Annotated in this window: 16 protein-coding genes; 7 read left to right on the top strand and 9 right to left on the bottom strand. The window is 67.0% G+C overall.

The window, feature by feature from the left end; translation table 11 throughout:
- Positions 1-6: 6 nt before the first annotated feature.
- Positions 7-621 carry a response regulator gene (locus DA1_RS12885; RefSeq protein WP_034390752.1) on the bottom strand — a complete coding sequence of 205 codons (615 nt, stop codon included), beginning with the start codon at positions 619-621 and terminating at the stop codon, positions 7-9.
- Between the two features lie 143 nt (positions 622-764).
- On the opposite strand from DA1_RS12885, the gene DA1_RS12880 reads away from it, so the two are divergent.
- From DA1_RS12880 to DA1_RS12865, 5 genes are all read left to right on the top strand, one after another.
- On the top strand, positions 765-2,144 hold the full coding sequence (locus DA1_RS12880; RefSeq protein ID WP_013803929.1) for a sensor histidine kinase: 1,380 nt from the start codon (positions 765-767) through the stop codon (positions 2,142-2,144).
- Between the two features lie 359 nt (positions 2,145-2,503).
- The gene (locus DA1_RS29630; protein WP_013803930.1) at positions 2,504-2,665 is read left to right on the top strand and encodes a DUF1328 domain-containing protein; all 162 of its coding nucleotides are present in this window, start codon (positions 2,504-2,506) and stop codon (positions 2,663-2,665) included.
- Positions 2,666-2,776: 111 nt separating this feature from the next.
- Positions 2,777-3,166, top strand: a complete 390-nt coding sequence (locus tag DA1_RS12875) for a hypothetical protein (protein WP_013803931.1) — start codon at positions 2,777-2,779, stop codon at positions 3,164-3,166.
- A 79-nt stretch (positions 3,167-3,245) separates the two neighbouring features.
- A complete protein-coding gene (locus tag DA1_RS12870; RefSeq protein ID WP_012203732.1) occupies positions 3,246-3,566 on the top strand; it encodes a BON domain-containing protein in 321 nt (106 codons plus the stop codon).
- A 172-nt stretch (positions 3,567-3,738) separates the two neighbouring features.
- Positions 3,739-4,860 carry a zinc-binding metallopeptidase family protein gene (locus DA1_RS12865; protein WP_034398218.1) on the top strand — a complete coding sequence of 374 codons (1,122 nt, stop codon included), beginning with the start codon at positions 3,739-3,741 and terminating at the stop codon, positions 4,858-4,860.
- Between the two features lie 114 nt (positions 4,861-4,974).
- Here the strand turns inward: DA1_RS12865 and coaD are convergent, their stop codons facing one another.
- The 4 genes from coaD to DA1_RS12845 form a co-directional block, all read right to left on the bottom strand.
- A complete protein-coding gene (gene coaD / locus DA1_RS12860) occupies positions 4,975-5,475 on the bottom strand; it encodes a pantetheine-phosphate adenylyltransferase (protein WP_034398214.1) in 501 nt (166 codons plus the stop codon).
- 132 nt (positions 5,476-5,607) lie between these two features.
- Positions 5,608-6,318 carry a 16S rRNA (guanine(966)-N(2))-methyltransferase RsmD gene (gene rsmD / locus DA1_RS12855; protein WP_012203729.1) on the bottom strand — a complete coding sequence of 237 codons (711 nt, stop codon included), beginning with the start codon at positions 6,316-6,318 and terminating at the stop codon, positions 5,608-5,610.
- Positions 6,315-7,676 carry a M16 family metallopeptidase gene (locus DA1_RS12850; protein ID WP_034390750.1) on the bottom strand — a complete coding sequence of 454 codons (1,362 nt, stop codon included), beginning with the start codon at positions 7,674-7,676 and terminating at the stop codon, positions 6,315-6,317. The genes rsmD and DA1_RS12850 overlap by 4 nt, the downstream gene beginning before the upstream one ends.
- Before the next feature lie 26 nt (positions 7,677-7,702).
- Complete coding sequence (locus DA1_RS12845) at positions 7,703-9,181, bottom strand: M16 family metallopeptidase (protein ID WP_013803936.1); 1,479 nt, start codon at positions 9,179-9,181, stop codon at positions 7,703-7,705.
- 28 nt (positions 9,182-9,209) lie between these two features.
- Between DA1_RS12845 and ftsY the strand changes: the two genes are divergently transcribed.
- Together ftsY and DA1_RS12835 are read left to right on the top strand one after the other, a co-directional pair.
- Entirely contained in the window at positions 9,210-10,430 is a 1,221-nt protein-coding gene (ftsY, locus tag DA1_RS12840; RefSeq protein WP_034390747.1) for a signal recognition particle-docking protein FtsY, read from the top strand.
- Between the two features lie 238 nt (positions 10,431-10,668).
- The gene (locus tag DA1_RS12835) at positions 10,669-11,658 is read left to right on the top strand and encodes a Bug family tripartite tricarboxylate transporter substrate binding protein (RefSeq protein WP_034390745.1); all 990 of its coding nucleotides are present in this window, start codon (positions 10,669-10,671) and stop codon (positions 11,656-11,658) included.
- Here the strand turns inward: DA1_RS12835 and cutA are convergent.
- The 4 genes from cutA to DA1_RS12815 are packed head-to-tail and all read right to left on the bottom strand — an operon-like array spanning position 11,645 to position 14,511.
- On the bottom strand, positions 11,645-12,043 hold the full coding sequence (gene cutA, locus DA1_RS12830; protein ID WP_034390743.1) for a divalent-cation tolerance protein CutA: 399 nt from the start codon (positions 12,041-12,043) through the stop codon (positions 11,645-11,647). The genes DA1_RS12835 and cutA overlap by 14 nt on opposite strands.
- A gap of 52 nt (positions 12,044-12,095) precedes the next feature.
- Positions 12,096-13,121, bottom strand: a complete 1,026-nt coding sequence (locus DA1_RS12825; protein ID WP_034390741.1) for a 2-dehydropantoate 2-reductase — start codon at positions 13,119-13,121, stop codon at positions 12,096-12,098.
- An 18-nt stretch (positions 13,122-13,139) separates the two neighbouring features.
- Complete coding sequence (locus tag DA1_RS12820) at positions 13,140-13,973, bottom strand: class II aldolase/adducin family protein (RefSeq protein ID WP_255288109.1); 834 nt, start codon at positions 13,971-13,973, stop codon at positions 13,140-13,142.
- Positions 13,966-14,511: a MarR family winged helix-turn-helix transcriptional regulator gene (locus DA1_RS12815; RefSeq protein ID WP_016454136.1), complete on the bottom strand. Its 546-nt coding sequence runs from the start codon at positions 14,509-14,511 to the stop codon at positions 13,966-13,968. The genes DA1_RS12820 and DA1_RS12815 overlap by 8 nt, the downstream gene beginning before the upstream one ends.
- Positions 14,512-14,651 lie beyond the last annotated feature (140 nt).

Raw genomic sequence — 14,651 nt, 5'->3', positions numbered from 1 at the left:
TGAAAATCAATCGATCAGTCTGTTCTTCAGTGCGTAATACGTCAGATCGCTGTTGGACGACAATCCCATTTTCTCCATGAGTCGCGTGCGATAGGTGCTGACCGTCTTTACGCTCAGCGAAAGCGACTTTGCAATATCACCTGCGGTTTCGCCACGCGCGAGCTTGAGGAAGACCTGGAACTCACGCTCGGACAGCTGTTCATGCGCTGGCGCGTCATCCTTGCGGTTGAGCTGCTGGGCCAGCAGGTCGGCCACGGCGGGCGTCAGGTAGCGGCGGCCCAGGGCCACGGTGCGGATCGCTTCGGCAATCTCCTGGGGATCGCATTCCTTGTTCAGGTAGCCGCTGGCGCCCTGGCGGATCAGGTTGATCGCGTAGTGCTCCTCGGGATAGCCGCTCAGGATCAGGATGCCCATGTCCGGCGCCTTGGCGCGCAGCATGGCCAGCGCGTCGATACCGCTTTGGCCCGGCATGGACAGGTCCATCAACAGCACGTCGATCTCGTGGGCACGCACCAGATCGATGGCCTCACCGACTACACGCAGGTCCACGTGTTCCGAGAGAAACTGACGCAGGCCCGAGCGCACAATTGCATGGTCGTCCACAATGCCAATTCTGATCATGAATACCTCTTTTTCGGGGGACCAGCGGGATCGCTGGTCGTGCAAACAATATATGGTAACGGCCGGCGCAGGAACTGCCCCGGCAGCCGATAACACGAATTATGCAGAATATCGGCGAAGATCTTGTAGGTGAGAGGATGCTTATGCGTTGGATAAATTTCCGAAGAATTGCGATCAGCCTGGCATTCGCCATCGTCGCGGCCGTGCTGCTGGTGAGCATTAACGAGGCCAGCTACAAGCGCTCCACCAAGGCGCTGGAGGCCATGACCCAGACCCAGAACACCCGCTCGGAGATCAGCCAGCTGCTGCGGCTGATGCTGGATGCGGAGACCGGCCTGCGCGGCTACCTGCTCACGGGCGAGGAGCGCTACCTGGAGCCCTACAGCAAGGCGATCACGGCCATCAACTACAACATGGACGAGCTGCGCCAGATCTTCATCTACGACCCGCAGGAGCTGGCGATCTTCACCCCGCTGGCGCGCCAGGTCGAACGCAAGATGAGCGAGATGGAACTCAGCCTGCGCCTGTACCGCCAGGGCAACGAGGAGGCCTGGCGCTTCGTCATGTTCACCGACGTGGGCATGGAGAACATGGACGCCATCCGCGACTACACGGGCAAGCTGCTGTCAGGCATAGACCAGCGCTCGGCCAAGAACCTGCAGGACATCGAGCACACGCTGTCGCTGTCGCGCATAGGCATCGCCACGGTCACGGCCCTGGGCGTGCTGGGCTTTTTCATGTACCTGCGCCAGGCGCACGCGCTGCAGCAGGCCCACCAGCGCGAGCAGGAGATCCAGCGCGACGAGCGCAACCGCCTCGAAGCCCTGGTGCGCGAGCGCACGGCCACGCTGACGGAACTGGCCAACCACTTGCAGCAGGTGCGCGAGGACGAGCGCGGACACCTGGCGCGCGAACTGCACGACGAGCTGGGCTCGCTGCTGACGGCCGCCAAGCTCGACGTGGCGCGCCTCAAATCCAAGATCGACCTCAGCGCGCCGGACGTGGGCGAACGCGTCAGCCATCTGGTGGAGACGCTCAACAGCGGCATCGCCCTCAAGCGCCGCATCATCGAGGACCTGCGCCCCTCCTCCCTGTCCAACCTGGGCCTGACGACGGCGCTGGAAATCCTGGCGCGCGAGTTCGGTGAGCGCAGCGGCATCGAAGTCACGGCCAACCTGGAGCAGGTGGAACTGCCGGAATCCACCCAGCTCACGGTCTACCGCATCGTCCAGGAGTCGCTGACCAACATCGGCAAATATGCCAAGGCCAGCCATGTCCTGGTCTCCGTGCACAACTATCCGACCTATGTGACGGTACAGATCCAGGACGACGGCGAAGGCTTCGAGACCTCGGCCATGCGCCCCAACTCCCATGGGCTGGCCGGCATGCGCCACCGCGTGGAGGCCGCAGGCGGCCGCCTGACCGTCTCGTCCGAACTGGGCAAGGGCACGGCGATCTCCGCCGTCATCCCGCTGGCGCCGATCTCCACGGACAAAAGCGCCGGTACGGTCGCCACCGCCTGAAGCGGCAGCACCCGCCATGCAAAAGCCCTGCGCGCCCACGCGCCAGGGGCTTTTTTCATCGCCGGGCCGCCCCAAGATGAAAAGCAGCCCCCTCGGGGGGCAGCGGACCTTGCGCAGCAAGGGTAGCGTGGGGGCCATTTTCCATGCGCGCCCCCGAATGGCTGCAGCCAGCGGCGGCTGCAGGCCCTGTGCAGCCGGAGCATTCCTACACTGCCCCCCCGCCTAACCCTGACGCCATGCCACGCCGGCCACCGTCAGATACACCTTTGGCGGCTCAGTACAGTCGAACCCATGCAAACAGCACTTGGCCAATCCGCCCCGTGCCGTTTCTTGGAAACGAACAACCCAAGGAGTTTTACATGCTGCACTACGCCATCGTGTTCTTCGTCATCGCCCTGGTAGCCGCCATCTTCGGTTTTGGTGGTATTGCGGCAGGTGCTGTAGGCATCGCCAAGATCCTGTTCTATATTTTCGTGATCATGGCTGTCGTCACCTTTGTGATGAGCCTGATCAAGAAGTAGCGGCGGCGCCGCCTTCAGCCCCCTGCCAGCCCAAGCCCGCTTACCGCGGGCAGCCAGCCCGGCAGCCCGACCGCCTTTCGCATTCATGCCAGTTTTGAGGAGATAGAACCAATGAGCCAAGCCGAGAAAGCCGTGAACAAAGCCGCCGATACCGCCAAGGACGTTGCCCAGGATGTCGCGGATGCCGCCAAGGAAGCCGTCAACACCACGCGCCGCACTGCAGCGAATGCACTGGACAAGGCCGAGGAAGGTGTCCAGTCCATCGAGCGTGAACTGAACCCAGTCATCGATGACCTCGCAGCACGTGCCCAGGAACTGGCCACGCGCGGCATAAACTTCTGCGCCGACAGCTCCGACCGCGCCCGCCGCCAGCTGCAATCGGCCACCGAGGCCACCACGCGCTACGTCATCGAGCAGCCGGGCCGCTCCATCCTGCTGGCCGCGGCCACGGGCGCAGCCCTTGCCACCGCGTTCTTCATGAGCTCACGCTCGCGCAAGTGAGCGGTCGCCCAGTTCCCTGAGTCTCCCGAGTACCGTTAGTCCAGTTACCCTAGTTTTCTTACCCAAGAAAGAATTGATCATGCAAAAGTACACCCGTGCCATCGCTTTCGCTCTCGTCGCCGGCGCCACCGTGCTCGGCACCACCGCCTGCTCCGTCGCCCGCGACCAGCAGACCGTGGGTTCGTATGTGGATGACGCCGGCATCACCACTGCGGTGAAGGCCAAGATGGCAGAGGACAAGAGCGTCTCGGCCACCTCCATCAGCGTCGAGACCCTGAACGGCACGGTGCAGCTGTCGGGCTTTGCCAAGTCCGAATCGGAAAAGGCCCGCGCCGCCGAGATCGCCCGCACCACCAAGAACGTGCGTGAAGTGCGCAACAGCATCGTGGTTCGCCCCTGATGCAGGCCCCTGCGGGGGCTGATCCAAGTACAAGGCCGGAGACTTCCGGCCTTTTTTCATCCAGGGCCCCAACTGCCGCACGGTCCGCCGCAAGGATTGCCGACCATTGCAGCCGACGGCAGGTACGACCCCTTTCCACCGTGCGCCGGACATACGGCGTAAAGTGACCGACATGCGAGTCTTCAACTGCGATGCCTGTGGCCACCCGGTCTTCTTCGACAGCGTTCAATGCGTGCACTGCGGCGCCACCCTGGCCTTCCTGCCCGAGCGACTGCATGTGGCCTGCCTGCGCCCGGTTTCCGGCACGCGGGACAGCGTGCTGTGGGAGAGCCTGTCCTCGCTGACGAGCGGCAAGCCACCAGGCCGGCTCTACAAGATGTGCAGCCACCGGGGTCCCGTGGGACAGTGCAACTTCGCCCTGCCCGCAGACGATCCCCATGCGCTGTGCGAGTCCTGTCGCCAGACACGCTGGCTGCCCGATCTGTCAGACCCGTCCAATGCGCTGCGCTGGACCCGGATCGAGGCCGCCAAGCGCCAGCTGTTCTACACGCTGGCCCACCTGGGCCTGGGTCCGCGGCCTGGAGAGGATGGGCCGCGCTTCGAGCTGCTGGCCGACCTGCCGGGGCAGGCGCCCGTGATGACCGGCCATGCCAACGGCACCATCACGCTGAATGTGGTGGAGGCAGATGATGCCGAGCGTGCCCGGCGCCGCCAGGCCCTGCATGAGCCCTACCGGACGCTGGTGGGCCATCTGCGCCATGAGTCCGGCCACTTCTTCTGGGACAGGCTGGTGGTGGGCGCGGGCCGTATCGAGGAATTCCGCCGCCTGTTCGGCGACGAGCGCCAGGACTATGGCCAAGCCCTGCAGAACTACTATGCGCGCGACCCGATGGATGAGCAGTGGCGCGACAACTTCGTCAGCGCCTATGCAACCTCCCACCCGTGGGAAGACTGGGCCGAAAGCTGGGCCCATTACCTGCACATGGTGGATCTGCTGGAGACTGCGGCCAGCTATGGCACCTGCATCACCATGCCTGGAGGCTCAGGGACAAGTACAGGCTCGGGCACGCAGCCCGCGCTGTGCGTGCAGGACCCTTTCGCGGTCCATGCACGGCCGGACTTCGGCACCATGCTGGACCAGTGGGTGCCGCTGACGCTGCTGACCAACAGCCTCAACCGCAGCCTGGGCCATGGCGATGCCTATCCGTTCGCCCTTTCGGCCGGGGCCAGGCGCAAGCTGGAATTCGTGCACGCCGCCGTGAATGCGAGCGCCACGCGGCAGGCTGCCTTCTAAGAAGGAACTTTGAGAGGGCCCTGGCTCTTGCCGGTCCTCAGGACAGCCAGGCGGTCAGGGCATCAGGGCGCGGGATCAAGGCGTGCGATCGGGTTGTGCGATCAGGTGGTGCGATCACGACCCACGATTGGCCTGCACCTTCTGCAGAAGGCGGGTGCGCACACTGGGAGAGACGAACTTGTCGATCTCGCCATCCAGCGTGGCGATCTCGCGCACGAAGGTGCTGCTGATGAACTGGTAGCGGTCGCTGGGCGTGAGGAAGACGGTCTCCACCTCGGGCATCAGCGTGCGGTTCATGCCGGCGAGCTGGAACTCGTAGTCGAAGTCGGTGACCGCACGCAGGCCGCGCACCATGGCCTTGCCGCCGCGCTCGACCACGAAGTCGCGCAGCAGGCCATGAAAGCTCTCGACCTGGACATGGGGATAGATGGACACGGCCTCGCGCACCATCTCCATGCGCTCCTCAAGATTGAACATGGTCTTCTTGTGGTGGCCTGCCGCCACGGCGACGATGACGTGGCTGAACAGCTGGGTCGCGCGGCGCACCACGTCTTCATGACCCAGCGTGATCGGATCGAAGGTTCCGGGGTAGACGGCAATCACGTCGTGGCTCATGGCGTTCACTTTCCTTGGCTGCGCGTGCCCTGGTCCGGCACGGATGGCGCATTATGCATTGCGCTGCAGCATGGCCGGTCGGCTGTGCGACAGCCGCGCTCCTGCCAGGGAACGCGGCCGCCGCAGCGCCCTTTACTCGTCCTGCGGTGCCTTGCGCAGCAGGTGGGCGTGAACGGCGCCCGCCTTCAGATGGCGGAACAGCTGCAGGCCACCGGCCTCGGCCAATTGCTCCTCGGTCCAGGCCTGGGGCGCCTCCAGATAGACATAGCCCGTGGCGGACACCGCCTGCGCGGCGGCCTTGAGCGCAGGCTCGAACAGATCGGCATGGTCGAAGGGCGGATCGATCAGCACCAGGTCCAGCGTGCCCGGCGCCACCTGGCGCAGGCAGCCGATGCCATCGCCGCGCAGCACGCGCACGGACTGGGCATCCAGGCGCTCGCGCAGGCGCTGCAACTGCTGGACCAGGGTGGCGTCCTGCTCGTTCATCAGCACATTGGTCGCGCCACGCGATGCGGCCTCGAAGCCCAGCGCGCCCGTGCCCGCGAAGGCATCCAGGCAATGCCAGCCCGTCAGGTCCTGGCCCAGCCAGTTGAACAGGGTCTCGCGCACGCGATCCGGCGTGGGCCGCAGGCCCGGGTGCTGCGCCACGGGCAGCCGCGTGCGGCGCCATTGGCCGCCGATGATGCGGACCTCGCCCGCGCCCACCGGCGCCGGCCGTCCGGCTTTCGCCTTGGCGGCAGCAGGCGCTGCGGCAGCTGCCTTGGGTGCTGCGGCCTCGGCCGTGGCCTTTTCCAGCCAGCGCTTGCCGGCAGGGGTATGAATTTTGATGCTGTTGCGGCTCATTGTTTGCCTCCCACGACGACGGTCACCATGCGCTCGGGCTGCAGCATGCGCTGCATGGCCTCGCGCACATCACGCACGGTGAGCGCCTGCACGCGCTCGGTCCAGTGCTCCAGGTAGTCCAGCGGCAAGCCGTTCCAGGCGATGTTGGACACATTGCCCAGCAGCTTGCGGTTGCTGTCGATGCGCAGCGCAAAGCCGCCGATCAGGTTGTCCTTGGCGGCCTTGAGCTCCTTCTCGGTCGGGCCTTCGGCCACGAAGCGGCGCAGCGTGTCCTGCGACACCTTCAGGGCCTCGGCTGCCTGGTCAGGACGCGTCTGCAGGGCGATCGTGAAGGCGCCTGCGTCCAGGCCCGGCGAGAAATCGCTGTAGACGCTGTAGCTCAGGCCGCGCTTTTCGCGCACTTCCTCGGTCAGCCGCGAGGTGAAGCCGCCGCCGCCCAGGATGTGGTTGCCCACCAGCACGGCCATGAAGTCCGGGCTGTTGCGTGCAATGCCGGGCTGGGCGATCAGCACCTGCGCCTGGGCCGAGGCGAAGGGGATTTTCTCGTTGACCGGCGCCTTGAGCGCCTGCACCTTGGGCACGTCGGGCAGGGGCGCGCAGGCACTGGCGTCCTGGCCCTGCGCCGCCTGCAGCGGAGCCAGCAGTTGCTGCACCAGCTGGTCGGCCTGTTCACGGCTGACCGCACCGACGATGCTGACCTTGGCGCGGCAGGCCGCGATCAGGCGGCGGTGGAAGGACTGCATGTCGGACAGGTCGATGTGCGCGAGGCTCTCGCCCGTGGCGCGCGCGCCGTAGGGATGGGTGCCGAACACGCCCTGGCTCAGGGCCTTGCCGGCCACCGTGCCGGGGCGCGTGTCCGATTCCTTGATGGCCGCGGTCCAGCGCTCGCGCTCGCGCAGCCACACGTCCTGCGGCCAGCTGGGGTTGGCGATCTGGCGCGCCGCCAGCGCCACGGCGCGCTGCAGCAGCGCAGGCTCGGTCAGGGAGCGCAGCCCGTAGCTGAAGCTGTCGCGGCCCGCCTGGGCGCCAAAGCTGGCACCCAGATCGGCCCAGGCCTGGCCCAGGCCGTTCTCGTCCAGCGCAGGCGCATCGCCCTGGGCGGTCACGCCCTTGGAGGCCATCAGCGCCACGGCGCTGGCCAGGCCGACCTGGTTGGCGGGATCGCGCCGGCTGCCGGCATCGAAGTCCATCTGCACATCGACCATGGGAATGCCCGGGCTGTCCACCAGCCAGACCTGCGCCCCGCTGGGCTGGGTCCAGTGCTGGATGGGCAGCAGGGCCCATGCGGACGTGGCACCAAAGCCCATGCCCACGCCTGCCAGCACCGTGCTGGCCACCATTTTTTTCATGTTCTTCATCTTCACTCCAGCGTGCTTCGGGGGCATCAATGCAGGGGTCCGCCGATGCCGGCACCCGCATCGGGGCGACGGGGCTTGCCGCCTTCGGGCAGCGGTTGCGGCACCAGGGTGCCCACCGTGAGCTGGTCATCGCCAAAGTACTTGGCAGCCACACGCTTGACGTCATCGGGCGTGATGGTGCGCAGCTGGGTCAGCAGCTGGTCTTCCGCATCCAGCGGCATGCCCTGTATCCAGTAATTGCCCAGGCTCTGGGCCTGGCCCATGACCGAATCGCGCTCGTAGACATTGGAGGCCATCCACTGCGTCTTCACGCGCTCCAGCTCGGCAGGCTCCACACCATCCTTGGCGACCTTGGCCACTTCGGCGCGCAACGCCGCCTCGACCTCGGCGGCAGTCTTGCCCGTGGCGGGCACGCCCGTCAGCATGAACAGGCCGGGGCCACGGCCCATGAGGGACATGGAGCTGCCCGCGCCGTCGGCCACGCGGCCTTCGCCCTGCACCAGGGCGCGCTCCAGGCGGGCGCCGTCATAGCCGTCCAGCACGGCCGACAGAACCAGCAGCGCCAGCGCATCCCGGTCGTCGGCCTGCAGGTCGCTGACGCGCGTCAGCGAGGGCGCGCGGAAGGCCAGGGCCACCAGGGCCTGCTCGGCCGGCTGCTTGACCTCGATGCGGCGGATGCCGATCTGCGCGGGCTCGGTGCGCGGCTTGCGCACCGGCAGGGCGCGTGCGGGAATGCTGCCGTAGTACTTCTCGGCCCAGGCGCGGACCTTGGCCACGTCCACGTCGCCGGCAATGACGATGGTGGCATTGCCGGGCACATACCAGCGGCCGTGGAAGTCGCGCACGTCGCCGGGCGTCAGCGCGTCCAGGTCGCTCATCCAGCCGATCACGGGGCGGTGGTAGGGCGAGGCCACGAAGGTCGCCGCCATCAACTGCTCCATGAGCACGGCACGCGGCTGGTCTTCGGTGCGCATGCGGCGCTCTTCCTTGATGACCTCGATCTCTTTCTTGAACTCGCTGTCGGGCCAGTGGTTGTTGGCGAAGCGGTCGGATTCGAGCTTCATCACGTCTTCCAGGCGGCTGGACGGAATCTGCTGGTAGTAGCCCGTGTAGTCGCGGCTGGTGAAGGCGTTTTCCTGCCCGCCCAGCGCGGCCACGCGGCGCGAGAACTCGCCGGGAGCCACCTTGCGCGAGCCCTTGAACATCATGTGTTCGAGCGCGTGGGCCACGCCCGAGGTGCCATCGACCTCGTCCACTGAGCCCACGCGCACCCAGACCATGTGCACGGCCGTGGGCGCGCGCCGGTCGGGCTGCACGATGAGCTGCATGCCGTTCTTCAAGGTGAATTGCTGTGCCGAAGTGGCGGTGCGCGTGCCGCCGGCGGCCTGGCTGGCCACCGTCTGCAGCAGCGACGAAGGGATGGAAGATGATGCATCCGGGGCTGCCAAAGCAGCCCCGGTGCCCATGCAGGCCATTAAGCCCAGGAGGGTGAGTGCATGTTTCATAGAATGCTGTGATTCTAAGAACCTGCCGATGTTCAGTTTTTTCAAGAAAAAGCCCACCCCCTCCGCCGCCGAGATTTCCCCGACGGACAGCAGCGCCGCGCCTGAAAAGGCCGGCATTCCCGCAACCCCACCGCAGGACAGCCCCCCTGCCCTGCCACCGGCCGCACCAGCAGCCCCGGCCGCCGACACCGGCAGTGCTTGGTGGCGCAAGCCCTTTGGCGGCAGCAAGGGCGATGCCGCGCCGCCCGAGACCCCGCCTGCCCCAGCTGCAGCACCCGCGTCCACCATCGCGCCTGCGGACTTCATTGCCGCGCCCGAGCCCACGGCCAAGCCCGAGGCCGAAGGTGCCAGCCGCCAGAACTGGATGCAGCGCCTCAAGACCGGCCTGCGCAAGACCGGCAGCAGCATTGCCACGGTCTTCACGGGCACGCAGATCAACGATGCGCTGTACGAGGAATTGGAAGACGCCCTGCTGATGGCCGACACCGGCGTCAAGGCCACCGAGCACCTGCTCGCCGACCTGCGCCGCCGCGTCAAGGAGGCCAAGGCCACCGACCCCGCCGCCGTCAAGGCGCTGCTGGCAGATGCCCTGGCCGACCTGCTGCGCCCGCTGGAAAAGCCGCTGGTCATCGGTGAGCACCAGCCCACCGTGATCATGGTGGCTGGCGTCAACGGCGCGGGCAAGACCACCTCCATCGGCAAGCTGACCCGTCACCTGGCCGATGAAGGCCAGAGCGTGCTGCTGGCCGCCGCCGACACCTTCCGCGCCGCCGCGCGCGAGCAGCTTGGCGTCTGGGCCAACCGCAACACGGTGGAGATCGTCAGCCAGGAAGGGGGCGATCCTGCGGCGGTGAGCTTTGATGCCGTCACCGCCGGCCGCGCGCGCAAGAAGGATGTGGTGCTGGTGGACACGGCAGGCCGCCTGCCCACCCAGCTGCACCTGATGGAAGAGCTGCGCAAGATCCGCCGCGTGGTCAGCAAGGCCGACGCCACGGCGCCCCATGAGGTGCTGCTGGTCATCGACGGCAACACCGGCCAGAACGCGCTGGCCCAGGTGCGCGCCTTCGACGATGCGCTGCAGCTCACGGGCCTGATCGTCACCAAGCTCGACGGCACGGCCAAAGGCGGCGTGCTGGCCGCCATTGCCCAGGAACGGCCGATCCCCGTGTACTTCATCGGCGTGGGCGAAAAGGTCGAGGACCTGGAAACCTTCAACGCCCGGGAATTCGCGCAGGCGCTGCTGTCCTGAGGCCACCCGGCACACCACCACCCGAAGGAGCGCGCTGCGCTCCTTTTTTCATGGGCATGCGAGCGCAGCGAAGGCCCAGGCATGCAGGCAAGGGTTTTCCCTTGATTCGAATCAAGCCGCAGGTTTTATGCTTTGCATTGATTTATAAGAAGAACGTTGTTTTACACAAGAAACAATCGATAGCCCTCAGGCATTTCTTTTGCTTGTACCTGCCTTGCCTTGTTCCCCGGAGTTCCCCATGAAAGCCCCCACCTTGCTCGGCGCTGCCGCCCTGCTGGCCGCAGCCGCATGCCAGAGCGCCCTGGCCCAGGATGCCGCCGCGCAGCAGCAGCTGGCCGCCAAGCCTTTCACCATCGTCGCGCCCTTTCCGCCCGGCGGCCCCGTCGATGCGCTGGCCCGCCTGCTGTCCACGGGGTTGGCCGAGCGCTACAAGCAGACCTCAGTGGTGGAGAACAAGCCCGGGGCCAACGGCAATATCGGCATCGACATGGTCAAGCGTGCCGCGCCGGACGGCCATACGCTGCTGGTCGTGCCCCAGGGCAACCTGACCATCAATCCCACGCTGCTGGCCAGGCCCGGCTACAGCGTGGAGGCGGACTTCGCGCCCGTGGCCTCGCTGGCCAAGGCGGCCAATGTGATCGCCGTGCACCCTGGCGTGCCCGCCAAAACGGTGCAGGAGCTGGTGGCCCTGTCCAAGACCAAGCCGGCCACCATCAGCTATGCCTCGCCCGGCGTGGGCTCCAGCCTGCATCTGGCCGGTGAGCTGTTCAAGCAGCAGACCGGCGCCGACATCCTGCACGTGGCCTACAAGGGCACGGCGCCCGGCCTCAACGATGTGCTGGGCGGCACGGTGCCAATGATCGTGGGCAATGTGCCCGCGCTGCTGCCGCATGTGCAGTCGGGCAAGCTGCGTGCGCTGGCCGTGACCGACCCGGCGCGCAGCAAGTACCTGCCTGATGTGCCCACGCTGGCCCAGGCGGGCGTGCCGGGCATTGCCATCTCGTCCTGGTACGGCGTGATGGCGCCAAAGAAGACGCCGCCGGCCGTGCTCAGGCAGCTGGAAAAGGATATTCAGGAGATCTTCAACACGCCGGCCGTGGTCAGGCAGCTGGACCTGCAGGGGATCGAGCCGTGGGTGGTCACGGGCAGCGCCTTCGGCGAGCTGATCCGCAAGGAGACAGCGACCTGGGTGCCCGTGATCAAGGCCGCCAACGTCACGCCGCAGTGATGCGGGGCGCGGCGGCCATGTCTGCAGTGCCCGCCACGTCCCGGGTCGAGACCTGGGAGCGCAGCCACTGCGCATAGTCGGCCATGCAGCGCTCGGTGCGCATGGTGATCTGCGGCACGCTGTAGCTGTGCCCGGCGCGCAGCAGCCGGGCCAGGCGCTCCAGCACGTCGGGCAGGGTCTTGCAGACCAGCCGCCACTCGGGCGTGGCGTGCATCTCGCCCTCCCACACGTAGTGCGAGGTGATGGGCTCCACCTGCACGCAGGCCGCGGCCTGCTGCTGCACCAAGCTGCGCGCCAGATGGGCGGCCTCCTCGGCGCTGGGGACGGTGGTGGCCACCACGCACAGCGTGGACCAGGGCGAGGCGGGGTTCTTGGCGGAAGTCATGGAGGCGTAGTCTACGGTTGCGCGCTGCAGGCCGGTACTGGCCTTTGCGGCGTCAGGCCATCAGCCCCTTTTGCCGCGCCTGCAGCCGTGCCAGGCCCAGCAGCGCATCCGTGAAGGGCGTGTCCACGCCGCACAGCTGGCCCATTTCGCGCACCGCGCCCACCAGGGCGTCGAGTTCCACAGGCTTGCCCGCTTCCACGTCCTGCAGCATGGAGGTCTTGAAGGCGCCCAGCTTGAGCGTGACCGCATGGCGGTCTTCGGGCGATTCGTTGATGGGCAGGCCGATGCGCGCGCCGATCTCCTTGGCCTCCAGCATCACGCGCGTGATCAGGCCGCGCACCAGGTCGTCGCCCAGGATGCGGTCCGAGGTGGCGCCCGTCAGCGCGCTGACGGGGTTGACGGTCATGTTGCCCCAGAGCTTGTACCAGGCGTCGCGCTGGATGTTGTCGGAGACCTTGGCCTCGATGCCGCCACGCTGCAGCAGTTGGGCCAGCGCCGCCAGGCGCGGCGTGGGCGGCTGGCCGGGCCCTGTGGCCAGGGGCTCGCCCAGGATCAGGCTGTTGCCGAAGTGCCGGCGTACCACGCCGGGCGCATCGTTGGAGCAGCTGGCATGGACCACCGAGCCCAGCACCTGGCCCAGCGGGATGGCTTGCGCAATGCGGCCTTCAGGGTCCACGGCTTTCAGCTGCCTGCCGCGCACGCTGGCATCGACACCGCCGTGCAGGAACCACCAGGGCACGCCGTTCATGGCCGTGAGCACCACGGTCTGCGGGCCGATCAGCGGGGCGATGCGCTCGGCGACATCGGGCATGCCCGGCGCCTTGACGGAGATGATGACCAGGTCCTGCACGCCCAGGGCGGCCGGGTCCTGTTCGGCATGCAGCGCGAAGTGCTCGCGCTGCTCGCCGTGCACCAGGGTCAGGCCCTGGGTGCGCAGGGCCTGCAGTGCGGCGCCACGCGCCACGGCGCTGAGCTGGCAGCCGGCGCGGGCCAGGGCCGCGCCCATCCAGCCGCCGATGGCACCGGCGCCGAAGATGCAGGCCTTGTCGAATGAAATGCTTGTCTGTTCCATGGTCATGCGCGGGAAGCCCCGGGTTCAAAGATCGAGATAGCTGCTGTCGCGCCGGTTCACGCGGCGCACCAGGTGGTCGAACACATCGCGGGCACCGCCGTGGCTGTCGTTGAAGGTCAGCGAGTCCTCGTTGCAGCGCCGGGCCATGGCGTCGGAGACCATGCGCGGCGCACCCATGGACAGGGTGGCCATCTGCACGTCGCAGGCACGCTGCAGCGTCCACAGCACCACGAAGGCCTGGGGCAGATCGCTGCCCCAGCTGAGCAGACCATGGTTGCGCAGGATCACGGCCTTGCGGTTGCCGATGCTGGCCAGCAGGCGCGGCCCTTCGTCGGCATGGATGGTGATGCCCTCGAAGTCATGGTAGGCCACCATGCCGTGCAGCTGGGCGCTGTAGAAGTTGCTTTGCGACAGGCCCTGCTCCAGGCAGGCCACTCCCATGCCCGAGGTGGTGTGCGTGTGCATCACGCAGTGCGCGCCCGGCAGTCCGTCGTGGATGGCCGCATGTACCACGAAGCCGGCCGGATTCACCGGATGCCGCGAGCCGTCCAGCACCTCGCCGCGCACGTTGATGCGCACCAGGTTGCTGGCCGTGACCTCTTCGTAGTGCAGGCCGAAGGGGTTGATCAGGAACTGCTTTTCACCGCCCGTCACGCTGTCGGGCAGGCGCACCGTGATGTGGTTGTAGATCAGTTCGTCCCAGCCCAGCATGGTGAAGACGCGGTAGCAGGCGGCCAGTTCGATGCGGGCGGCCCGCTCATCAGGGTGCATGGAGCAATTCATGGTGTGGCTCGTGGGATGGGTTCTGAGGTGGGTCTTGAGGTGGGTTGTGCAGTGGCTTGTGGGGAAATCAGGCATCCAGCCCCTGGTCCAGCCCCTGGTCCAGCGCCTGGGAGGCACGGCCCAGCTTGTCCAGGATGCGGTCCAGCATGGCGCGCTCATCGGCCGTCAGGGCATTGAGCAGGGCCGCCTGGTAGGGGCGTGCGCGGGACAGCACCTCGTCGAAGAGCGCCTGCCCTGCCTCGCTCAGCTGCAGCAGGTGGCGCCGCGCGTGCTGCGGATCGGCGCGGCGCAGCACCCAGCCCCGGTCGATCAGCGGCTGCAGCGCGCGGCTGATCTGGGCCTTGTCCATCAGGCTCAGGCGCGACAGCGCGCTGGCATGCAGCTCGCCGTGGCGCTGGATCTGGCCCATGAGCCGCCACTCGGTCAGTCCCACGGGCGATGCCGGCGCGATGTAGTGGCGCGTCACCTGGGTCTGCAGTGCATTGGACAGCGCGCCCAGGCGGAAGGTGATGAAGTCCTCCAGTGCCAGCGTCTGGCTGCAGACCTGCGTGTCCGGTGCAGGGCCGGTGGCGGCATCGGCGGCAGGGATCGTGGATGTGCGTGGGCGGGGCATTGGGCGGAGGGAACCGGGCGGCGACGGCGATTGCGATGGCCGCATGATCCACCAATGTTGACATATCAACATTGGTGGCAACCCTGAGAGCCCTGGCGGCCTGCAGGCCGCCAGCGGGCGCAGGGTGAAACCCATGCGCC

It is taken from the genome of Delftia acidovorans NBRC 14950, assembly GCF_001598795.1.
GTDB classification, from domain to species: Bacteria; Pseudomonadota; Gammaproteobacteria; order Burkholderiales; family Burkholderiaceae_C; genus Comamonas; species Comamonas acidovorans.
Note: the sequence above shows the minus strand (reverse complement) of the source record. Positions and strands in the feature narration are given on the sequence as shown.